This window comes from Vibrio sp. 1288 (assembly GCF_033344475.1).
The window spans coordinates 47,958-70,335 of the sequence record NZ_JAWPOX010000021.1 but is presented as its reverse complement, the minus strand read 5'-3'; the positions used below and the strand labels follow the sequence as shown (position 1 = coordinate 70,335).

Genomic DNA, 22,378 nt, shown 5'->3' with positions numbered 1-22,378 from the left:
TTCTCCGTTTAACCAAGATCGCCGAAACGAACTTGTAAGGCTGTAATTGCTGTCAGAGCCGCTGTTTCGGTACGCAGAACGCGAGGGCCGAGTAGCGTTTCTTCAAATTGGTATTCTCGAGTCATCTCGATTTCTTCAGACGATAAACCGCCTTCAGGACCGATCAGTAGGCGCACTTTTTCAACCGGGGTTGGCAAAGTGTTGATTGAGTATTTAGCACGAGGGTGAAGGTTAAGCTTTAAACCATCGTACTCTTCTTTACACCACTCTTCCAAGCTCATAATTGGACGAATTTCGGGCACGACATTACGCCCACATTGCTCACAGGCACTGATGGCGATTTTCTGCCATTGCGCGAGTTTTTTCTCAAAACGCTTTTGGTCAAGCTTGACACCACAACGTTCAGAAATCAGAGGAGTGATGGTATTGACGCCAAGTTCAACAGACTTTTGGATGGTGAACTCCATCTTATCGCCACGTGAAATGACTTGACCAAGGTGCAGATCTAAAGGGGATTCAATACTGTTTTCTACGCGCTCGGTGATGTTAACCAAAACTGATTTCTTGCTGACTTCACTGATAACCGCTGGGAACTCTGCGCCACTGCCGTCAAAAAGGAGAACGTCTTGGCCTTCTTTCATGCGCAAAACACGACCGATATGGCCTGCTGCGTCGTCACTTAAAGCAAGTGAGCCAAGTTGATGAATGGATTCTGGATGATAAATTCGAGGGGTACGCATGAGATTTCCAGCAAGAGAATAAACTTAAACCCTAACATGGATGCTTTGCACCGAAAAAACAAGGGGCAAGAAGCGTTTCAATATCAGTAATTGAAACGCTTCGAGGTCGGAGGTTACAGTGCGCGGCAGGCTTCTTGAACAAATGGGTTGTGATTGCCCTGTACTTTTGCAATGCGCTCGTCACGCTCACATTCCCATTTATCGACAGGATAGGTTTTGTTCCAAGCACTCATTAATTGCGTTTGCTGCTTCGACAGTTTGAAACCGTACTCTTTGCTCATGTATAGATAGGTACGAGCAATTGAGCCACGCGCACGGTCTGGTGGCATGACTTTACGCTGCTTAAAGTTCACTTGCATCTCACAGCGACCATAACTCACGCCATCCATACCGTTCCATTGGCTGAAGTTGTAGTTCGAACGGTCACCGTTTACTTCACCAATAGCAGGAGTTAGGTTGTGCAAGTCTGCTTCCATCAAACGAAAAGTTTTGTCTTTTTTCTTACAGTTTTTACGTCCGCCATCTTGCCAGCATTGACGCTGGTGGCCAAATTGCCACGCAGGAACAACGTGCTCCCATTCGATTCGTGCAGCCCGTTTTTCTTGTTTACGGACTTGGTAACCGCAAGAGGCTAAATCGGGTGAGCCTTTCTTGCCTTGCCATTGAATGTTACAGCCACAGTAGAAGCTTGTTGGGTGGTCTTGATAAATTTTGACCGCCTCACGTTTGGCTGCAGAGAATGAGCTCGGTGGCGCGGCAATCGCAGTGCTAGAAAGCGCGATAAGCAACAGAGAGAATAAGTATTTCATGATAAAAGTCTTTATAAAGTATGACTTTATTCATGATAACACGCATAAAATAGCTTTAGTGATGAGTAAGTTAACAATAAGTGGCGAAGGGAAGGTTTTGATCAACTCGATCTTTATTTTGGGAACGCAAGTAACACTATGAGGTAAGGGCTACGATAACTGAATACCGGTGAAGTTAAGTGGTTGGCGGCATTTTTGACAAGAGTACGTCGCCTCTTTGCGCAGCACTTTATTATGACGGCGAATCGATAGAGGGTAGGTCATACAACCACAACGATACTCAAAGGTTTTACCTTGAACGGATTTTACTTCAAAGCTGTGAGTGGTTTTGGCTGGTACGTTAAATACGGCTTCCATGACGCCTTTCCATTCTTTACCGTGAGGCCTAACTCGCCCGTAAACCTGATAAGTAATCAGGTGTGCTACTTCATGAGGAATGACTTCATCTAAGAATGCTTGGGTGTTTTCGCGAAATAAAACAGGGTTTAGGCGTACTTGATTTAATTGAAGGTAGGCTTTTCCTGCCGCTTTCCCACGGACGTCGAAGGTGATTGTTGGAATCGGGAAAGAACGTTTGAAAGCTTGTTCCGCCATCGCGATACAGCCCGCCATCACTTGCTTGGCTTTATAGCTGAGTTCTATATCCACAATTCACCTCGATAAATCAAATAAAAAAGCCCCCGCATTTGCGAGGGCCAGATCATAGCATCAGTTAATTATGGTGTGTGTTTTTTCTTGATGGTGGCATGGTAAGCGTGCCATGTACCGTAGCCTAGAATTGGCATGGTAAACAACATTCCGATCCCGTAGGTCGCAAAGCCGATAAGAATACCGCCACAGATGATCGCTGCCCAAACAATCATTGCTGGAATGTTGGATTTCACTGCATTAAAGCTGGTAAATACAGCGGTCATCATGTCTACGCGACGCTCCATCATGAGCGGAATAGAAAAGGCTGAAATGCTAAACACCACACAAGCCAAAACAAAGCCAACTAAAGAGCCGATGACAAGGAAGGGTAGGAACTCACTTAAAGGTGCCCCTTGAACAGAAGGGTAGAGCGCATGAAGTAGAGCGGCAATGCGCATCCAAAATATCATACACACTGCGAGTAACACGGCGAACGCCCATTGAGATGTTGAGTTACGACCGATCGCTTTCATTGAATGGAGCAAGCTTGCTTTGTGTCCGCGCTCTCTCTCCCAACTGGCATCATACAAGCCCAGCGCGAGAAACGGACCGATTAACATGTAAACAATCAAACTGGGCATGACGACCAAGTGTGTGCCTTGCCACTGTACGAGCAAAACAATGCCTATCGCAGCTGCCATAAAACAGATGCCATAGAAAGCACTAATAAGTGGCATTCGCACGAAATCATGCAGACCTAATGCTAGCCAATGAAAAGGTGCAGAAAGATTGACCGTATTGCACGGTATGGTTCTGGCGTATTCGTTGTCTGGCACTTCCTTTCGCTTGTTGTGGAAGTCCGATGGATTAACAGTTCGAGGCATAACTCCTCCTTGATTTATTCCCACATTATCCGCTTATACCAACTGACAGCGGTTTTTGTTCAGTCAAACTTGAAGCGACTTTTTCAAGTTTACATCTGAGCATTGGCTTAGTTTGGTATCGGCCATAAAGATGCCTGACTCATGTCTTTACTTAAGTGTTGCTTCCACAGTCGCCAGCATCCGACGTCTCTATTTAAATTGGAGTTAACAATATTTTAACTATTGGCGGAGATGGGATAATTTACAAATAATTGCTTAAAATTTATTCGGTATAAAAATGAGGGAGAAACAGGACTGCTTTGTGGGGCAGGGCGGTATGAGCCGAAATGGCTGGATAAAAGTTGCTGAAAATAAAAAGCCCCCGCCATAGGCGAGGGCTTGATTGATTCTTGCTTGGCTTGATTATTTGATGCCAGCGAAATCGCGTAGAAGTGCAGCTTTGTCTGTCGCTTCCCACGGGAATTCTTCACGACCGAAGTGACCGTAAGCCGCTGTCTTCTTGTAGATAGGTTGAAGAAGGTTAAGCATTTCTTGTAGACCGTATGGACGTAGGTCGAAGAATTGACGAACCGCTTCAATGATGATGTCGTGAGATACTTTCTCAGTACCGAACGTTTCCACCATGATAGACGTTGGATCAGCAACACCGATTGCGTAAGAAAGTTGGATCTCACAACGGTCAGCCATGCCTGCCGCTACGATGTTTTTCGCTACGTAGCGTGCTGCGTATGCTGCACTACGGTCAACTTTTGATGGATCTTTACCAGAAAACGCACCGCCACCGTGACGAGCTGCGCCGCCGTAGGTATCTACGATGATCTTACGACCAGTTAGGCCACAGTCACCCATAGGACCACCGATTACGAAGCGACCGGTTGGGTTAATGAAGAAGTTTGTTTCTTTGTTGATCCACTCAGAAGGTAGCACTGGCTTAATGATCTCTTCCATTACCGCTTCACGCAGGTCTGAAGTTGAGATTGAGTCACAGTGTTGAGTTGAAAGAACAACCGCGTCGATACCAACGATGTTACCTTGATCGTATTGGAATGTTACCTGAGATTTTGCATCAGGACGCAACCAAGGTAGTGTGCCGTTTTTACGAACTTCTGCTTGCTTTTGAACAAGACGGTGAGAGTAAGTAATTGGCGCTGGCATTAGTACTTCAGTTTCGTTACAAGCGTAACCAAACATGATGCCTTGGTCGCCTGCACCTTGTTCTTTAGGGTCAGCTTTATCAACACCTTGGTTGATATCTGGCGACTGTTTACCGATTGTGTTTAGTACCGCACAAGAATCTGCGTCAAAGCCCATATCTGAATGTACGTAGCCGATTTCACGAACGGTTTCACGAGTTAACTCTTCGATGTCTACCCATGCTGAAGTCGTGATTTCACCACCCACCATTACCATACCGGTTTTAACGTAAGTCTCACATGCAACACGAGCCTTTGGATCTTGCTCTAGAATCGCGTCAAGAACCGCATCAGAAATCTGGTCTGCAATTTTATCTGGATGACCTTCTGATACTGACTCAGAAGTAAACAGGTGCTTAGCCATGTTAGCTCCACTATATCTGGTTTAAAACTGGGGAATGATAAACTCTCCAGCGCAAATTAATACTAATTTTTGTAGGTGTATCTACATCTAGACGTCTATTCTAAATTTGATTGCTCGAATTACAAGCTCTTTTTTGGTTTTTGTTATAACCAAACGTTTGCCTGATTTATTGATAATTTTAAGAACTTCGAACGATTTGGCGCGAAAGGTGCAATATTTGTGAGGTTTTGGACTGGAAAACGTTTGCACACCCAACAGGGCTTTGAGAGAATTATGACCTACTTTTCGTTTCGCTTAATGTACTCAGGAGCAGACATGTCGTCTCGTAAACATCTTGCCAATGCAATTCGTGCTCTAAGCATGGATGGTGTTCAACAAGCTAACTCAGGCCACCCAGGCGCACCAATGGGTATGGCTGATATCGCTGAAGTTCTTTGGCGCTCTCACCTAAACCATAACCCTTCAAACCCAGAGTGGGCCGACCGCGATCGCTTTGTGCTGTCAAACGGTCATGGGTCAATGCTTATTTACTCTCTACTGCACTTAAGCGGTTACGAGCTATCTATTGACGATCTGAAAAACTTCCGTCAATTGCACTCAAAAACCCCAGGTCACCCAGAGTACGGCTACGCGCCTGGTATCGAGACAACAACGGGTCCTCTAGGTCAAGGCATCACTAACGCTGTTGGTATGGCGATCGCAGAGAAAGCACTAGCGGCACAGTTCAACAAAGAAGGTCACGATATCGTTGACCACTTTACGTATGTGTTCATGGGTGACGGCTGTCTAATGGAAGGCATCTCGCATGAAGCATGCTCTCTTGCAGGTACTCTTGGTCTAGGCAAGCTGATTGCATTCTGGGATGACAACGGCATCTCTATCGACGGTCACGTTGAAGGTTGGTTCTCTGACGATACACCTAAGCGTTTTGAAGCGTACGGCTGGCATGTAATCCCAGCAGTCGATGGTCACGACTCAGACGCGATCAACGCAGCAATTGAAGCAGCAAAAGCGGACCCACGTCCTACGCTTATCTGTACCAAAACAATTATCGGTTTCGGTTCTCCTAACAAGTCTGGTTCGCACGACTGTCACGGTGCACCACTAGGTCACGATGAAATCCAAGCGGCTCGCGAATACCTAGGTTGGGAGTACGGCCCATTTGAGATCCCGGCAGATGTTTACGCTGAGTGGGATGCAAAAGAAGCGGGCGCCGCGAAAGAAGCAGCTTGGAATGAAAAATTCGAAGCATACGCTGCAGCTTACCCTGCAGAAGCGGCAGAGCTTAAACGTCGTCTAAACGGCGAACTTCCTGCACAGTGGGAAGAAAAAGCGAACCAAATCATTGCCGATCTTCAAGCAAATCCAGCGAACATTGCATCACGTAAAGCATCGCAAAATGCACTAGAAGCGTTTGGTCAAATGCTTCCTGAGTTTATGGGTGGTTCTGCTGACCTAGCGCCTTCTAACCTGACCATGTGGTCTGGTTCTAAGTCTCTAGAAATGGAGGACTTCTCTGGCAACTACATCCACTACGGTGTGCGTGAATTCGGTATGACCGCTATCATCAACGGTATCGCATTGCACGGTGGTTTCGTTCCTTACGGCGCAACATTCCTAATGTTCATGGAATACGCTCGTAACGCAATGCGTATGGCTGCGCTGATGAAAATTCAGAACATCCAAGTTTACACGCATGATTCGATCGGTCTTGGCGAAGATGGCCCAACTCACCAACCTGTTGAGCAAATGGCGTCTCTACGTGTAACTCCAAACATGAGCACATGGCGCCCATGTGACCAAGTTGAGTCTGCAGTTGCATGGAAACTAGCGATTGAACGTAAAGATGCACCAACTGCACTTATCTTCTCTCGTCAAAACCTAGCGCAACAAGAGCGTACTGCTGAACAAGTCGCAGACATCGCGAAAGGTGCTTACATCCTGAAAGATAGCGAAGGTAAGCCTGAGCTAATCCTTATCGCAACAGGTTCTGAGGTTGAGCTTGCAGTGAAAGCCGCTGAGCAACTAACTTCAGAAGGCAAGAAAGTACGCGTTGTTTCAATGCCATCAACAGATGCTTTCGACAAACAAGACGCCGCTTACCGTGAAGCTGTACTGCCATCAGACGTAACGGCACGTATCGCTATTGAAGCGGGCATTGCTGATTTCTGGTACAAGTACGTTGGCTTCGACGGTCGCATCATCGGTATGACAACATTCGGTGAATCTGCACCTGCTGGTCAGCTATTCGAGATGTTTGGCTTCACGACTGAAAACGTAGTGAACACAGCAAAAGAATTGCTAGCGTAATTGCAGGACCGTCTAAACAGTCGAACGTAAACGACGATTGTTAAACGCTAAAGTTAGAAAGGCCATCATTATGATGGCCTTTTTATTTTTGTCAGGTTTTCCAACCTTGTGGAATGCTTTGGTGAATGCAGTCTAAAAGTACGGATAAGCGCAGTGGTGGTCGTCCTGCTGGTGTATAGCAGTTAATGGAAATAGGCTCAGAAAGCCAACCTTCTAAGCAAGGTGTGATTCGCCCTGGGTGATGTTTCTCATAGCCGCATGCTGTCCAAGTCGGCAGCAGTCCAATACCATGACCATTCGCGATACTGTCTATTTGCATTGCTATGTTGTCGCTGTATAAGCGACTAACAAAGGGTTCTAAAAAGAACTCACCGTGTTGAGGGTGTGCTAGCATCAATCCATTTTCTTGCACTGAACCAAAATCGATCCATGGATGTGCTTCAAGTTCTTTGGGGTGCGGTATAGGCCCATGTTGTTTTAGATAATTTGGAGAGGCAAAAGGCGTATAGCGAAATACCCCCAGCACTTCTTTTCGCCAGTCTAGCTCTTTACGTTCACCGAGCCAGATGAACAAATCTGGGTCATGATGTGCCTCAGAAAAGTCACTGGTAAGTTGAACTCTAACATCGGGATTATCAGCAAGAAAACGATTGAGTACGCCGCCGAGCCAGCTTCTAACTAAGGCAGTGTGACAAACAATATGCAGTGGCCCTGAAACTTGGTTCGTTAAACCTTGCAGTGCATCATAACTCTCTTCGCTTAACTCAAGAATCTGGCGGCTGTAGTGGGCAAAGATCTCTCCAGCTCTTGTCAGAACTAATCGATTACCTTGTCTGGCGGTTAGAGCCTGACCGAAGTCTTCTTCTAATTGTGCCAAGCGACGACTTAGCGTTGATTTTGGCTGATTAAGGGCTTTAGCAGCGGCTGTCAAACTTTTATGCTGATTGAGCGCATCAAAGGCTCTAATTGATGCTAAGTCGTGCATATTTCTTTTACTCCTTACTGCGTTATGTACGAGTTCCATAAATGGAAAGAACCGTTCCATAACTCTCACTATGCATCTCATTCTATTTGTGAATAATTCACTTTCGAAAATAATAATCATTATCAATTATGGAGATGTAGATGTCTACTCTTAGACTGCCAGTTATTACCGCAACTGGTATTTTAGCCTTCGTCAGTGTCCCTCATGTTTTTGCCAATGATGCAGTTTCTAAAATGGAAACAGTGGTTGTAACTGCATCAAGCTACGAGCAATCTCAAGCGGACGCGCCTGCAAGTATTAGTGTGATTTCACGTGAGGAGTTGGACTCCCGTTATTACCGCGATGTGACTGATGCACTAAAAAGTGTGCCAGGTGTTGTCGTGACAGGTGGTGGTGATACTACCGACATTAGTATCCGTGGTATGGGTTCTAAATACACTTTGATACTGGTCGACGGTAAACGTCAAAGCACGCGTGAAACTCGTCCAAATAGTGACGGTCCTGGTATCGAACAAGGTTGGTTACCTCCTCTTCAAGCGATTGAGCGAATCGAAGTTATTCGTGGCCCAATGTCGACGCTTTACGGTTCTGATGCGATTGGTGGTGTGATTAACGTCATCACACGAAAAGATGCGCTAGAGTGGACGGGTAATGTTCAACTGGGCACGGTAATACAAGAGAATAGCCGCTCAGGTGGAGAGCAGAGCGCGAATTTTTTCGTTAATGGTCCGTTGGCTGAAAATTTATCTCTCCAAGTATATGGTCAGTACACAACCAGAGAAGAAGATGACATCGAATACGGTTATGAAGATAAAGATATGCAGAGTATCTCTTCAAAGCTGACTTACCAGATTAATGAGCGCCACTCGGTGCAATTAGAAGGTGGCACCTCGGCACAAAGTCGTCGTGGTAATGTGGGCCTTTCAGTGCCGACCACTGGGTGTCGTGGTGGGTGTGAAGATTCACTGAATGAATATCGTCGTAATTACGTAACGGTAAGCCACAACGGTGATTGGGATTCGGTGGGAATTTCAGATACTTACTTACAGCGAGAAGAGAGCGAGAACAAATCTCGTGAGATGACGATCACCAACACCACGTTCAAATCGAGCTTGGTGACTGGTATTGGAAACCATACGTTGACGACGGGTGTGGACGCTACTCATGCAGAGCTTGAGGATTTCACCTCCAACAAAGCGTCATCGAAGACTGAAACATCGAATACGCAGTGGGCTGTTTTCATTGAAGATGAATGGAGAATTGCTGATCCGTTTAGCGTTACGCTTGGCGGCCGTCTAGATCATGACGAAAACTATGGCGCGCACTTTAGTCCGCGTGTCTATGGTGTATGGCGAGTTGACCCGTCTTGGACTGTGAAAGGCGGTGTGGCAACAGGTTTCCGTTCTCCGCAATTACGTGAAATTACTCCTGGTTGGGCGCAAGTCAGTGGCGGCGGTAATATCTACGGTAACCCAGACCTTGACCCTGAAACGTCGCTAAACAAAGAAATCAGTGTCTTGTATCAAGGTGACTCTGGTTTAGATGTCTCTTTGACTGCGTTCCATAATGAGTTCAAAGACAAGATCACACGTGTTGTTTGTCCAGATACCATCTGTACAGATGGACCAAACCAATGGGGTGCAGATCCAACGTACCGCATTAACGTGGACGAAGCGGTCACACAAGGTATTGAAGCGACCTTAGCATCGCCGTTAACGGAAACCATTTACCTTAGCTCGAGCTACACATTTACCGACTCAGAGCAAAAAACAGGTGAATACAAAGGCATGCCGCTGCAGCAGTTACCAAAGCATCTGTTTAATGTGGATGTGACTTGGCAAACGACAACGGATCTAGAGAGCTGGGCGAAAGTCACGTACCGAGGTAAAGAAATGGATCCGGTTACTGGCCCATCAAGAAACAGTATCGTAGAACCAGCTTATACCTTTGTGGACGCCGGTGTGACATACCAGTTAACCGACAATACTCGTATTAAAGGCGCTATCTATAACTTGCTGGACGAGGAAATCAGTTACGAAGAATACGGATATATTGAAGATGGTCGTCGCTACTGGTTAGGTTTAGACGTCGCATTTTAATTATCTATCGTTGTAATAAGGTCGAGCATAGTCTCGACCTTTTTTAATCCTGCTTTACTGTGATTCAACAGGTGCGTTTGTCAGCCTGATCAGGTAATATCTGTGACACGAAATTTTTGGTAGGGCGAAGGATAAATGCTAAAGGTTGCGATCAATGGATTTGGACGTATAGGTCGTAATGTTCTGCGAGCGGTGTATGAAAGCGGAAAACACCAGCAGATCAAGGTTGTGGCGGTAAACGAACTAGCACAGCCAGAGGCGATGGCACACCTACTGCAATATGACACCAGTCATGGTCGCTTTGGTAAAAAAATTTCCCATGACCAAGAACATTTGCATGTTCATCATGACAGCGGTGAATATGATTCCATTCGCATTCTCCATCTCTCCGAAATCGAATTACTTCCTTGGCGTGATTTAGAAGTTGATATCGTCTTGGATTGCACTGGCGTATTTGGTTCGCAAGCGGATGGGCAAGCGCATATAGAAGCTGGCGCTAAGAAAGTACTGTTTTCGCACCCGGGCGCAAACGACCTAGATAATACGATTATCTATGGCGTGAACCACGAAACTCTGAAAGACGAGCACCGTGTTGTCTCCAATGGCTCTTGCACCACCAACTGTATCGTTCCCATCATTAAAGTATTAGACGAAGCCTTCGGCATAGAGTCTGGCACCATTACCACAATTCATTCGTCCATGAACGATCAACAAGTAATTGATGCGTATCATAACGACTTACGCCGTACCCGCGCTGCAAGCCAATCTATTATTCCGGTGGACACTAAGTTGCATAAGGGGATTGAAAGAATCTTCCCGAAATTTTCCAACAAATTCGAAGCAATTTCTGTTCGTGTTCCAACGGTTAACGTCACTGCAATGGATTTAAGTGTCACAATTAGTACAAATGTGAAAGTTAATGACGTAAATCAAACCATTGTTAACGCATCTCAGTGTACATTACGTAACATTGTTGACTATACTGAATCGCCACTCGTTTCCATCGACTTTAACCACGACCCCCATAGTGCGATTGTGGATGGAAGCCAGACTAGAGTGAGTAACGGGCAACTCGTAAAAATGCTCGTTTGGTGCGACAACGAATGGGGCTTTGCTAACCGGATGCTGGATACTGCCTTAGCAATGCAAGCTTCTTCGCAAGTGGAACAGTAATGACGAAGAAGTGATGGAGAATTTTTATTTCAAGCCTTGAAATAAATCCATAATATCTCCATATCTATAACCAGTTTGAAGAATTAACAGGCTTGGCAGGGTTGCCGAGTTTTCAAAAACTTTAATTATTAAATATTTGAGAGGACACATCATGTCTGTAATCAAGATGACTGACCTGGATCTTGCAGGTAAACGTGTATTTATCCGTGCTGACCTAAACGTGCCAGTAAAAGACGGTAAAGTAACTTCGGATGCACGTATCATCGCATCTCTTCCAACTATTAAGCACTGCCTAGAAGCAGGCGCTAAAGTAATGGTTACGTCTCACCTAGGTCGCCCAACTGAAGGTGAATACGCTGAAGAGTTCTCTCTACAACCAGTTGTTAACTACCTAAACGACGCACTAGATTGCGAAGTGAAGCTAGCAAAAGACTACCTAGATGGCCTAGAGCTAAATGCGGGTGAACTTGTTGTTCTTGAAAACGTTCGCTTCAACAAAGGCGAAAAGAAAAACGACGAAGAGCTATCTAAGAAATACGCAGCACTATGTGACGTATTCGTAATGGACGCATTCGGTACGGCTCACCGTGCTCAAGCATCTACTCACGGCGTTGGTATGCACGCAGACGTAGCATGTGCTGGTCCTCTACTAGCGAACGAACTAGAAGCGCTAGGCAAAGCAATGGACAAGCCAGCTCGTCCAATGGTTGCTATCGTAGGTGGTTCAAAAGTTTCTACTAAGCTAACGGTTCTTGAGTCTCTATCTAAAATCGCTGACCAACTCGTTGTTGGTGGTGGTATTGCTAACACATTCATCGCAGCTGCTGGCCACAACGTTGGTAAGTCTCTATACGAAGCAGACCTAGTTGAAACAGCTAAGAAGCTAATGGACGAGTGTGCAATTCCAGTAGCAACTGACGTTGCATGTGCGAAAGCATTCGACGAGAACGCAGAAGCTGAAATTAAGCACGTTTCTGAAGTACAAGACGACGACATGATCTTCGACCTTGGTCCAGATTCAACAGCTGAACTAGCTGAAATCCTTAAAAATGCTAAGACTATCCTATGGAATGGTCCAGTAGGCGTATTCGAATTCAAGAACTTCGAAGCAGGTACTAAAGGTATCTCTGAAGCTATCGCAGCTTCTGAAGGCTTCTCTGTTGCAGGCGGTGGTGACACGCTAGCAGCTATCGACAAGTTCGGTATCAAAGCGGATGTATCTTACATCTCTACTGGCGGTGGCGCTTTCCTTGAGTTCGTAGAAGGTAAAGTTCTTCCAGCAGTAGAAATGCTAGAAGCACGCGCTAAGTAATTAAAGCAAAGCGGGGGAGTGATTCTCCCGCTTTCTTGTTTGCTGCAACGTGTGAGGAACTCTGCTAGAATAGCCTCAGTTGTGAGCAAACGTTTGCAAGATTTTCAACTTAACAAGTTTTGTTTAAAAACGACAGATAAATAGGATTACATCCATGTCTAAGATCTTCGACTTCGTAAAACCAGGTGTTATCTCTGGCGATGACGTTCAGAAAGTATTTGAAGTTGCAAAAGAAAACAGCTTTGCACTTCCAGCAGTAAACTGTGTGGGTACTGACTCTGTAAACGCAGTACTTGAAGCAGCTGCAAAAGTTAAAGCTCCAGTTATCGTTCAGTTCTCTAACGGTGGCGCTGCTTTCTTTGCTGGTAAAGGTCTAAAACTTGAAGGTCAAGAAGCTCAAATCCTAGGTGCTGTTGCTGGTGCGAAATACGTTCACGCTGTAGCTGAAGCTTACGGTGTTCCAGTAATCCTACACACTGACCACGCAGCTAAGAAACTACTTCCTTGGATCGACGGTCTACTAGACGCTGGTGAAGAGTACTTCGCGCAAACTGGTAAGCCACTATTCTCTTCTCACATGATCGACCTTTCTGAAGAGTCTCTAGAAGAGAACATCGAAATTTCTGCTAAGTACCTAGAGCGCATGGCTAAAATGAACATGACTCTAGAAATCGAACTAGGTTGTACTGGTGGTGAAGAAGACGGCGTTGACAACTCTGATATGGATGCGTCTGAGCTATACACTTCTCCAGAAGACGTTGCATACGCATACGAGAAACTAAGCGCAATCAGCCACCGTTTCACTATCGCAGCATCTTTCGGTAACGTACACGGCGTATACAAGCCAGGTAACGTTGTACTAACTCCAACTATCCTACGTGATTCTCAAGCGCACGTTTCTGAGAAATTCGGTCTTCCAGCGAACTCTCTAAACTTCGTATTCCACGGCGGTTCAGGTTCTTCTCTAGAAGAAATCCGTGAATCTATCGGCTACGGTGTAATCAAAATGAACATCGATACTGATACACAGTGGGCTACTTGGGATGGTATCCGTAAGTTCGAAGCTGAAAACCACGATTACCTACAAGGTCAGATCGGTAACCCAACTGGTGAAGATGCACCAAACAAGAAGTACTACGATCCACGCGTATGGCTACGTGCAGGCCAAGCTTCAATGGTTACTCGTCTAGAGCAAGCATTTGCTGACCTTAACGCAGTTGACGTACTATAATCGTTACTGATTAAGTTACTTAAAAACCCGCTCTTTGAGCGGGTTTTTTTATGTCTATCACTTTCTTCCCTGCTGCTTTCTCCCGATATTTTTATGCGTTAGATTGTATTTGCTAGTGAGATATCTCACCTTTAACGTTTTTTTAAAGAAAACATGGGAATATCAGTCTTAAGAGTGGCGAAATCAGAGTGCATTGCGTAACCTGTAACAAGTCAGTGTCAGAAAGCTCTGATAAAGTCTTGTTTTGCATATCTTTGCGAAACTCTGACTTTGAAAAAAGTCAGAGTTGGGATATTGTGCCAAAAATCTGACACTGTTCAGTGGAGCAATAGGGATGTTGTTTTAGAAAAGAGCCTTTAAAAAACAAGGTTCATAAATTAACGGCAATTGGATTTATATCTCTTTATTTTTGAGGATAAGAATTATGGCAGGTGAATCGGTGGGTATCGATACCACTTTAACGGATGGTCTAACTCAGGCTGAAACTTGGCTGACAAACAATTCAGATCTACTGGTTCAGTACGGTGTGAACATTATCTCTGCGCTGCTTATTCTGTTTATCGGTAATCTTATCGTTAAGGCAGTCGCTGGTAGTGTTTCTAAAGTACTAGAAAAGAAAAACATGGATAAGGCCGTCGTTGAATTTATTCACGGTCTTGTTCGTTACTTGCTATTTGTAATCGTGCTAATCGCGGCTCTTGGTCGATTAGGAGTTCAAACCGCTTCTGTTGTTGCTGTGATTGGTGCGGCAGGTCTTGCTGTTGGTCTTGCACTACAAGGTTCGCTATCAAACTTTGCAGCAGGCGTACTTATTGTTGCGTTCCGTCCATTCAAATCAGGCGACTACGTAGAAATCGGTGGTGTAGCGGGTAGTGTTGAAGCAATTCAAATCTTCCAAACCGTTCTAAAAACACCAGATAACAAAATGGTTGTTGTGCCTAACTCTTCAGTTATCGGCGGTGCCATTACTAACTACTCTCGCCATGCGACACGACGTGTCGACCTAGTGATTGGTGTTTCATACAAAGCAGACCTTAAACTAACCAAGAAAGTGATTCGTGAGACGCTAGAGAAAGATCCACGTATCTTGAAAGACCCAGATATCACAATTGGTGTACTTACGTTAGCAGACTCTTCAGTTAACTTTGTGGTTCGTCCATGGGTGAAAACTGCAGATTACTGGGGCGTATACTTTGATGCAATGCAAGGTATTAAAGAAGCATTGGATGAAAATGGTATCGAGATTCCATTCCCACAAATGGATGTTCACCTGAACAAAGTCGACGCTTAATCAAAAGCAGTCGATATTCAAAAGCGAGGCCAATAGGCCTCGCTTTTTTATATTTCGTAAAGGGTGTGATGACCAGCAAGTAAGAGGCGTTTTAGATGTTTACCTGCAAATCCAAATGTGAACTCAGGTAAGCCAGGCGTATAGAGCAACTCTTGATGTTGATAGAGATTGGTATCAACAATGATAGTGATGTATTCCGGTAAGCCTATTGGGCAAACCGCGCCGGGTACGCAACCTAACACTTCGACCATTTCATCGTCATTACAAATAGAGGGACGTTTACCTGTAATCGCTTTAATCTGCTTGGCATCGAGGCGCGAGTCCTTATCTGTCAGATAAACCGCGTAACCTTGTCCTTTGAGGGTTAAAAAGAGGCTTTTGGTATGCGTACCCGTCCAACCAAGCTCTCTCGCAATGCGTATATCTGTCTCAAAGTCTAAGATGGCTTCGTGCTGCCATTCCCGAAAAGGAATAGAGAGCGCGTTGAATCGCTCTCTATTGTTGTTATAAATACGTTTTAGTGACTCCATGTCTTTGCTGCCTTACTACCTGGTGATTACCAATACTTATCAATAAGCTCACTCGCTAAGATATATGCGATTGTGAACATCATCATTGCGATTGCAATGTCGATGGTTTTTTTCACTTTTGGTTTAGAGAGTGTTGGACCTAGTTTGGCTGCTCCTATCGATAAAGTGTAGAACCAAACAAAGGAAGCCATAATCGTACCTAGTGCAAAAGCAATGCGATCATGGCCTTCAAATTGTCCACCGATCGAACCTAGAATAACGACAGTATCTAAATATAAGTGCGGATTAAGCACAGTGACGGCTAACGCACCTAGAATAACCGTTCGACGACCTCGAGCTACGATCTCCCCTTTTGATTCCGATTCACTCTCTGGCTTAAAAGCACTTTTTAGTGAGAGCAGTCCATAGAAGCTCAAGAAAGCAATACCACCAAGTGTCACCGACGTCAGTAAGATTTCATTTTGAGACAGAATTGCACCACCACCAAAAATACCTAGAGAGATGAAAATCATATCTAGCACGCTACAAATAGTGGCGGTTGTTAGGTGGTGGTTACGCTTTATGCCTTGATTCAAAACATACGCATTTTGCGCGCCGATCGGAATGATCATTGATGCTCCTAAACCAAAACCTTGCAATAGAACCCACAAGCTCACACTTCACCTCACTTCAAAATAACAAATACATTTACAGAAAAGGGAAAGATAAAGCGTTTATCTAAATAAGTATAATTAATGATTTTAATCTTACATTAGATAGACTAATTTAACGGGAGGCGTTTGATCAAGAGTGAGAGGAAAGGTATGCGAGGGTTAGATTACAAATGGATTGAGGCATTAGACGCTATAGTTTATCAGGGTAGCTTTGAGCGTGCTGCCGAGCATTTATTTGTTTCTCAATCCGCCATTTCTCAACGTATCAAGCAGTTAGAGAAGTTTCTCGCGCAGCCTGTTTTAATTCGAAGCCAGCCACCTAAGCCAACGCCAATTGGTAAAAAATTGTTGGGTCTTTATCGGCGAGTACGCTTGCTAGAGCATGAAATTCTCCCCGAACTAAAAAATGATACCAGTACGCGACCTGTGCAACTCTCTTTAGCGACTAATGCAGATAGCCTTGCAACATGGCTACTGCCAGCGCTGCAAAATGTTATGAAGCAGCGTCAAGTTGAACTAAAACTGACTATCTATGGTGAATACCGCTCTATTGAAAAACTCAAAAGTGGCGAAGTGACAGGAGCGATCAGCTTGGAGTCCCAGCCAATCCCCGGATGCAGAGCAGACTATTTAGGTCGCATCGATTATGTTTGTGTCGCGAGCCCAGAGTTCTATCAGCGTTATTTTTCTAAAGGCGTAAATAATCAGACATTGGCAAAAGCACCGGCCGTTTCATATGACCAATATGATGATCTACATAAAACATTTCTTACCGAGCATTTTAACGTCAATCCTGACAGCGTTATTCATCACAACATCAGTAGTTCTGAAGCGTTTCTAAAAGTGGCGTTAGCTGGTGTTGCTTATTGCTTGATCCCCCGCTTGCAAATTACCGACGAATTAGACAGAGGTGTGTTGGTTGATGTGACTCCAGGTTTTTTAATGTCCCATCGGATTTATTGGCACCACTGGCAGTTAGAAACTGGGGTATTACAAGAAATCTCACACGCGATAGTGGGGTATGCGCAGCAGCATCTACCTCAATAAGTTTGTCAGAGCTGCATATCGTTAACTTAGTGTGTTTTGTTTAAAAATTACGCCAATGTTACATAGTCAAAGTTGTGTTAGAAGTCACTATGGGTGCTTGGATAATCGGCGGAAGTTTCTATTATGAAACCACACGCTTTCTCAGCCATGATAGTGATGTTGGAATCTGAGATTAAGTACTTAATTTTGTATGGATGGATTTATTGAATGAAATTGTATTCATTTTTGCTGGCTTCAGCACTCAGCCTTACCAGTGCTTCAGTTTTGGCGAATACGCCAGAGTTTGCTCATGTTACGACAACGGGGTATGGCGAAGTGACGGCCACACCTGATATGGCTACGTTTTCTGTAAAAGTAGTCGATACGACAATGACGGCCGAACAAGCGAAATTGTCCGTAGATAAAACCGTTGAAGAGTTTCTAAAAAGCTTATCGGATGCCGGCTTGTCAAAAGACAATATTACTAGCTCGAATTTATACCTTGCTCCTCAGTACCATTACCCTAAATCAGGAAAAGCAGAACTTGTTGGGTATCGAGCATCTCGCAGTATTGATGTCACGGTGACGGAGCTGAAAAACCTTAACCAATACCTAGATATGGCGTTAGAAGCGGGAATTAATCAGGTTGATAATATTCAACTTAAGGTAAGCAACCAAGCCGAGTATCAGCAAAAGGCACGAATGGCTGCGATTAAGGACGCAAGAGAAAAAGCAGGGTCATTAGCGACTGGTTTTGAGAAAAAGTTGGGCGATGTATGGCAGATCAATTACAGACAGATGCACGTTCAGCCTGTGTTAATGCGTTCAATGGCGATGGATAGTAAAGAAGGAGCGAATAGCTACCAAGATTCAACCATGATCATTCGCGATCAAGTCGATGTCATTTATAAGCTAAAGTAAGGCTTAGCAAACAGTAAAAAGCAAAAGGCAGGGAGTTACAACCCCTGCCTTTGTCGTTTCTGTTTCACTGTTTAGTGAAGGATACGAGCACGGATTGTGCCTTCAATGTTTTTGAGCTTTGTTAGAGCTTCTTCTGCTCGTTCAGTTTCAACGTCGATCACTACGTAGCCTATTTCAGCGGCTGTTTGTAGGTACTGCGCGGCAATGTTAATGCCTTCTTCAGCAAAGATGGTGTTGATCTGAGTTAGAATACCAGGACGGTTCTTGTGAATATGAAGCAGACGAGAGCACTCACCACTGTGTTCTGGCAATGACACTTCAGGGAAGTTTACGCTTGAAAGTGTCGAGCCGTTATCAGAGTACTTAGCCAGTTTGCCCGCCACTTCTAAGCCGATATTCTCTTGTGCTTCTTGCGTTGAACCACCAACGTGTGGAGTGAGAATGACGTTATCGAATTTTTGTAAAGGAGACTCGAACGGGTCAGCATTTGTTTTTGGTTCAGTTGGGAATACATCAATTGCAGCGCCGGCAAGGTGACCAGCTTCTAAGCTATGGCAAAGTGCAGGAATATCCACAACGGTGCCACGTGCCGCGTTGATAAAGATGGAACCTGGTTTCATTCGAGCAAATTCAGCTTCACCCATCATGTTTTTCGTTTCCGGTGTTTCGGGAACGTGCAAAGAAATCACATCACATTTGTTCAATAGTTCACTCATGGTATGTACTTGCGTCGCATTACCAAGGGACAGTTTGTTCTCAATATCGTAGTAGTAAACGCGCATACCTAAGTTTTCGGCAATAATACCAAGCTGCGTACCAATGTGACCGTATCCGATAATGCCAAGGCACTTACCACGAGCTTCGTAAGAGTTGTCTGCACTTTTCTTCCAAATACCGCGATGTGCAAGAGCATTCTTTTCAGGAATACCACGCACTAGTAAAAGGATTTGCCCAAGTACAAGCTCTGCCACGCTTCGAGTGTTAGAGAATGGTGCATTAAAGACAGGAATACCGCGTTTTGCTGCTGCGTCTAGGTTTACTTGGTTAGTGCCAATACAAAAACAGCCAATTGCAACCAGCTTGTTCGCCGCATTGATTACCTCTTCGGATAGGTTCGTACGGGAGCGGATACCAATGAAGTGCACGTCTTTTACCGCTTCAATTAGTTCTTCTTCCGGAAGGGAACCTTTATGGTATTCAATGTTGGTATAACCAGCTGCTTGAAGAACTTCAACTGAAGAAGGGTGGAGTCCCTCTAACAAGAGGATCTTAATCTTTTCTTTTTCCAGTGAAACTTTGGCCATTTTTTCTCGTCCTTAAAATGGAAAGGTGGGCTAATGTGGCGCACATTGGGCAAAACTATTAAAAAGGGGATAATTAACAGTTTTGTAGGAAGACAAACGTTTCCCTGTGCGTCTTCTGTTCAATAAAGTAACAAAAAAAAATTGCTTTGGGTAAGAAAATTACGGAATAAGAGATAATTTTCTTATAGAAAGGAATAAAAAACGGTGCCTTGCAGCACCGTATGTAATGAAATAACAGAAAAGTGAACCAGATAGGTTCATTTTAGGCTGTTATTTACTCTTCAATTTTTGTACCTTCTGGTGTGCCAGTGATCACTACGTCTGCACCACGATGAGCAAAAAGACCCACAGTCACCACACCAGCGATGCCGTTTATTTTGTCTTCCATTTCTTTCGGGTTGGTAATTTGCATATTGTGCACATCCAGAATCACGTTGCCGTTGTCAGTCACAACGCCTTCACGGTAAGCTGGATCACCACCTAGTTTTACCAATTCACGAGCCACGTAAGAGCGTGCCATTGGGATTACTTCAACAGGCAATGGGAACTGGCCAAGTACGTCAACTGCTTTAGTGCCGTCAACGATACATACGAACTTATCAGAGATTGCTGCGAGTATTTTCTCACGAGTCAGAGCCGCGCCGCCGCCTTTGATCATTTCACGTGCTGGGTTGATCTCATCTGCGCCATCAACATACACATCCAGCTTCATTACATCGTTACACTCGTATACTTCAATACCAAGCTCTTTAAGGCGCTCAGTTGAAGCGACAGAGCTAGACACTGCACCTTTAATATCATCTTTGATAGTGCCTAGTGCATCGATGAAGTGATTCACGGTAGAGCCAGTACCAACACCGACAATGCTGCCTTTCTCAACATATTTTAGTGCTGCCCAACCAGCCGCTTTTTTCATTTCATCTTGAGTCATGCCAATCTCCTGAATAGATGTTCGTTAACGTTTGCGGGCGTGATTATAGCGGCTTACTTGTCACTTTCCCATTGCCATATTTGGCTTGGGGTCACGATCTTAGGTAATGGAATGTCCCAGCTTTCAATTGGTAAGCGTTCTACATGTTGGCAGTCATGAGCGATACCAACAGGTTTAGCTCCCTCTCCAGTTATAAACCAACGTGACAGAGTACGATCGTAGTACCCTCCGCCCATGCCTAAGCGGTGTCCGATGCTGTCGAACCCAACTAAAGGCGTGCAGATTAAATCAAGCTGGCGAACGGGTTTGAGGTGTCTGATATCGAGCTTGGGCTCTAAGATGCCGTACTTGTTGTAGACGAGCTGTTCATCACTTATATACTGAAGAAACAGTAACTGACCTTTAGAAAAGGGATGGATGACGGGCAGATAAACCGATTTTCCCTGTTGCCATAACCATTCAATGAGCGGTTTAGTATCAAGCTCACCGTCTGCAGAAAGGTAGATGGCAATATGTTGCGCCTGCTCGATTTCAGGAAGTTGGGAAAATTGAGTAATAAGGTCGATTCCCGCTTGGTATTGTGTATCACTGCACAGAGCGTTGCGCTTTTCACGAATCAGTTTGCGGAAGTCTTGTCGAGAGAGGTCTGACATAGAGAGAATACCCCAGGGTGCCGTTGAGGATTGTGGCCCTTGAACCAGCTGGTTCAAGGCGGATCAGCAATGACAACCGTAGGCTTCTCGGTGCATGCCGAGCTTGCTCAATAGTTACCAAATACTAACCCTTAGGTATTGCTTATCGGCTCAGGGACTTAAATCCTGCTGACGCACACCCCAGGGTAAATTTTGTATTTACTGCTGTCCTTGCGTAACTTTGCTTAGTGCGTTCTCTAAAGACGCGGTGAGCTTTTCCATTCGCTCAGTAATTTCTTGCTGTTGACCATTGGATTCGTATGACTTGGTGTGCAACTCATAGCAAATATTCAATGCAGCAAAGGTCAGCAGTTGGATTTCATTGGTTACCTTAGTACGTTCGCTCATTTCTTTCAATCGGCGATCAAGATCTTTTGCCGCTGCAACAAGAGACTCTTCTTGTCCTGTCGGACAATTCACACGTGTAAGTTTGCCTAATATTTCAACGTCGATCGCTTGATTGCTCATGATGAATAAACTCTATATTCGCGCTATCTAAGGTGTTGCTTCATACAACTACCGAGGAGCAAACTATAGGAAAACCGCTATTAAGATTCAAGCATTTCCCATCACAGAAAGAGAAATGATGACGAGATCACACAGGAATTGGGCAAATTGAACAAATGCTGTCCAAAATTGAATTTGATAGCCGTTTCAGACCACTAACCTTGATGGTAGGATATACCAATACATTATTACGCAAGAATGAGCCAAGTTATGAGTGAAATCACCCTTCCTGAATACCAATCTATTGCTGCTGAACTGCAATCGGCAAGCCTGGCTGTGACACCGGCGGAGTTACATGGCTTATTTGTTGGCATGTTAAGTGGTGGATTGGCGATCAATGATCAAACTTGGCAGCCGATTCTTTTTGACTACACCAATGATGGGATGGGGTGGCCCTCGACAGCACTCACTTTTGCTCAGAGCATATTCAACGTTACTGTTAATGAGCTTACTGGCACATCAATGGAGCTGTCTTTACTATTGCCAGATGAGCCGGGCGAAGAAGGCTTATTCGCATTAGCCGACAGTGTGTCCGACTTTGTAAACCACTTTATTTCTGGGCTAGGTCTAGCAGGCGTTGCGCTTAACAAAGCATCTGATGACGCTAAAGAAGCACTGGCTGATCTAGAAGAGATTGCCAAATTAGGCATTGATGAAGATGACGATCTTGGTGAACAAGCGCAATTGCTAGAGCAAGTGATTGAGCACATCAAAGCTTGCGTACTAACGATTCATGCTGAATTTGGTGTTCGTCCTGAAAGCAGCGACAAAAAACCTACTATTCACTAATCGT

General features: G+C 44.7%; 21 protein-coding genes and 1 other RNA gene. 9 read left to right on the top strand and 13 right to left on the bottom strand.

What is annotated here, in order from left to right; translation table 11 throughout:
• Window positions 1-8: 8 nt before the first annotated feature.
• The 5 genes from rsmE to metK form a co-directional block, all read right to left on the bottom strand.
• Entirely contained in the window at window positions 9-740 is a 732-nt protein-coding gene (gene rsmE / locus R8O11_RS16165) for a 16S rRNA (uracil(1498)-N(3))-methyltransferase (RefSeq protein ID WP_017635581.1), read from the bottom strand.
• Window positions 741-853: 113 nt separating this feature from the next.
• Window positions 854-1,549, bottom strand: a complete 696-nt coding sequence (gene endA, locus R8O11_RS16160; RefSeq protein WP_017635582.1) for a deoxyribonuclease I — start codon at window positions 1,547-1,549, stop codon at window positions 854-856.
• Window positions 1,550-1,699: 150 nt separating this feature from the next.
• Window positions 1,700-2,197 (bottom strand): SprT family zinc-dependent metalloprotease, encoded by a 498-nt coding sequence (locus R8O11_RS16155; RefSeq protein WP_005381025.1) that lies wholly within the window; start codon window positions 2,195-2,197, stop codon window positions 1,700-1,702.
• A gap of 68 nt (window positions 2,198-2,265) precedes the next feature.
• A complete protein-coding gene (locus R8O11_RS16150; RefSeq protein WP_042521290.1) occupies window positions 2,266-3,063 on the bottom strand; it encodes a DUF2189 domain-containing protein in 798 nt (265 codons plus the stop codon).
• Window positions 3,064-3,465: 402 nt separating this feature from the next.
• The gene (metK, locus tag R8O11_RS16145) at window positions 3,466-4,620 is read right to left on the bottom strand and encodes a methionine adenosyltransferase (protein ID WP_005381027.1); all 1,155 of its coding nucleotides are present in this window, start codon (window positions 4,618-4,620) and stop codon (window positions 3,466-3,468) included.
• 315 nt (window positions 4,621-4,935) lie between these two features.
• Here metK and tkt point away from each other — a divergent pair, with 315 nt between their 5' ends.
• Window positions 4,936-6,930, top strand: a complete 1,995-nt coding sequence (gene tkt, locus R8O11_RS16140; protein ID WP_115386293.1) for a transketolase — start codon at window positions 4,936-4,938, stop codon at window positions 6,928-6,930.
• A 91-nt stretch (window positions 6,931-7,021) separates the two neighbouring features.
• On the opposite strand, the gene R8O11_RS16135 is transcribed toward tkt, so the two are convergent.
• Window positions 7,022-7,915, bottom strand: a complete 894-nt coding sequence (locus tag R8O11_RS16135) for a LysR family transcriptional regulator (RefSeq protein WP_017633561.1) — start codon at window positions 7,913-7,915, stop codon at window positions 7,022-7,024.
• Window positions 7,916-8,055: 140 nt separating this feature from the next.
• Here R8O11_RS16135 and R8O11_RS16130 point away from each other — a divergent pair, with 140 nt between their 5' ends.
• From R8O11_RS16130 to mscS, 5 genes are all read left to right on the top strand, one after another.
• On the top strand, window positions 8,056-10,014 hold the full coding sequence (locus R8O11_RS16130; RefSeq protein WP_017633560.1) for a ligand-gated channel protein: 1,959 nt from the start codon (window positions 8,056-8,058) through the stop codon (window positions 10,012-10,014).
• A gap of 135 nt (window positions 10,015-10,149) precedes the next feature.
• Window positions 10,150-11,187 carry an erythrose-4-phosphate dehydrogenase gene (gene epd, locus R8O11_RS16125; RefSeq protein ID WP_005384545.1) on the top strand — a complete coding sequence of 346 codons (1,038 nt, stop codon included), beginning with the start codon at window positions 10,150-10,152 and terminating at the stop codon, window positions 11,185-11,187.
• 151 nt (window positions 11,188-11,338) lie between these two features.
• Window positions 11,339-12,499, top strand: a complete 1,161-nt coding sequence (locus R8O11_RS16120; protein ID WP_005384547.1) for a phosphoglycerate kinase — start codon at window positions 11,339-11,341, stop codon at window positions 12,497-12,499.
• Between the two features lie 154 nt (window positions 12,500-12,653).
• A complete protein-coding gene (fbaA, locus tag R8O11_RS16115; protein ID WP_005380996.1) occupies window positions 12,654-13,730 on the top strand; it encodes a class II fructose-bisphosphate aldolase in 1,077 nt (358 codons plus the stop codon).
• A 424-nt stretch (window positions 13,731-14,154) separates the two neighbouring features.
• On the top strand, window positions 14,155-15,021 hold the full coding sequence (gene mscS, locus R8O11_RS16110; protein ID WP_005380995.1) for a small-conductance mechanosensitive channel MscS: 867 nt from the start codon (window positions 14,155-14,157) through the stop codon (window positions 15,019-15,021).
• A 47-nt stretch (window positions 15,022-15,068) separates the two neighbouring features.
• On the opposite strand, the gene R8O11_RS16105 is transcribed toward mscS, so the two are convergent.
• Window positions 15,069-15,551, bottom strand: coding sequence for a YbaK/EbsC family protein (locus R8O11_RS16105; RefSeq protein WP_005380994.1), 483 nt, complete (start codon window positions 15,549-15,551; stop codon window positions 15,069-15,071).
• A 26-nt stretch (window positions 15,552-15,577) separates the two neighbouring features.
• Window positions 15,578-16,207 carry a LysE/ArgO family amino acid transporter gene (locus R8O11_RS16100; RefSeq protein WP_025998531.1) on the bottom strand — a complete coding sequence of 210 codons (630 nt, stop codon included), beginning with the start codon at window positions 16,205-16,207 and terminating at the stop codon, window positions 15,578-15,580.
• A 147-nt stretch (window positions 16,208-16,354) separates the two neighbouring features.
• Here R8O11_RS16100 and R8O11_RS16095 point away from each other — a divergent pair, with 147 nt between their 5' ends.
• Together R8O11_RS16095 and R8O11_RS16090 are read left to right on the top strand one after the other, a co-directional pair.
• Complete coding sequence (locus R8O11_RS16095) at window positions 16,355-17,251, top strand: LysR family transcriptional regulator ArgP (RefSeq protein WP_005380990.1); 897 nt, start codon at window positions 16,355-16,357, stop codon at window positions 17,249-17,251.
• A gap of 207 nt (window positions 17,252-17,458) precedes the next feature.
• The gene (locus R8O11_RS16090) at window positions 17,459-18,151 is read left to right on the top strand and encodes an oxidative stress defense protein (protein ID WP_064377011.1); all 693 of its coding nucleotides are present in this window, start codon (window positions 17,459-17,461) and stop codon (window positions 18,149-18,151) included.
• Between the two features lie 71 nt (window positions 18,152-18,222).
• Here the strand turns inward: R8O11_RS16090 and serA are convergent, their stop codons facing one another.
• From serA to R8O11_RS16065, 5 genes are all read right to left on the bottom strand, one after another.
• On the bottom strand, window positions 18,223-19,455 hold the full coding sequence (gene serA / locus R8O11_RS16085) for a phosphoglycerate dehydrogenase (protein ID WP_017821632.1): 1,233 nt from the start codon (window positions 19,453-19,455) through the stop codon (window positions 18,223-18,225).
• Window positions 19,456-19,729: 274 nt separating this feature from the next.
• Window positions 19,730-20,386, bottom strand: coding sequence for a ribose-5-phosphate isomerase RpiA (gene rpiA / locus R8O11_RS16080; protein ID WP_318194278.1), 657 nt, complete (start codon window positions 20,384-20,386; stop codon window positions 19,730-19,732).
• Between the two features lie 53 nt (window positions 20,387-20,439).
• Window positions 20,440-21,039, bottom strand: a complete 600-nt coding sequence (locus R8O11_RS16075) for a 5-formyltetrahydrofolate cyclo-ligase (RefSeq protein ID WP_025768838.1) — start codon at window positions 21,037-21,039, stop codon at window positions 20,440-20,442.
• 5 nt (window positions 21,040-21,044) lie between these two features.
• Window positions 21,045-21,229: non-coding RNA, 6S RNA (gene ssrS / locus R8O11_RS16070), on the bottom strand.
• An 8-nt stretch (window positions 21,230-21,237) separates the two neighbouring features.
• Window positions 21,238-21,546, bottom strand: a complete 309-nt coding sequence (locus R8O11_RS16065; RefSeq protein ID WP_005384553.1) for a cell division protein ZapA — start codon at window positions 21,544-21,546, stop codon at window positions 21,238-21,240.
• A gap of 249 nt (window positions 21,547-21,795) precedes the next feature.
• Between R8O11_RS16065 and R8O11_RS16060 the strand changes: the two genes are divergently transcribed.
• Window positions 21,796-22,374: a YecA family protein gene (locus tag R8O11_RS16060; protein WP_005380976.1), complete on the top strand. Its 579-nt coding sequence runs from the start codon at window positions 21,796-21,798 to the stop codon at window positions 22,372-22,374.
• Window positions 22,375-22,378: the final 4 nt, after the last annotated feature.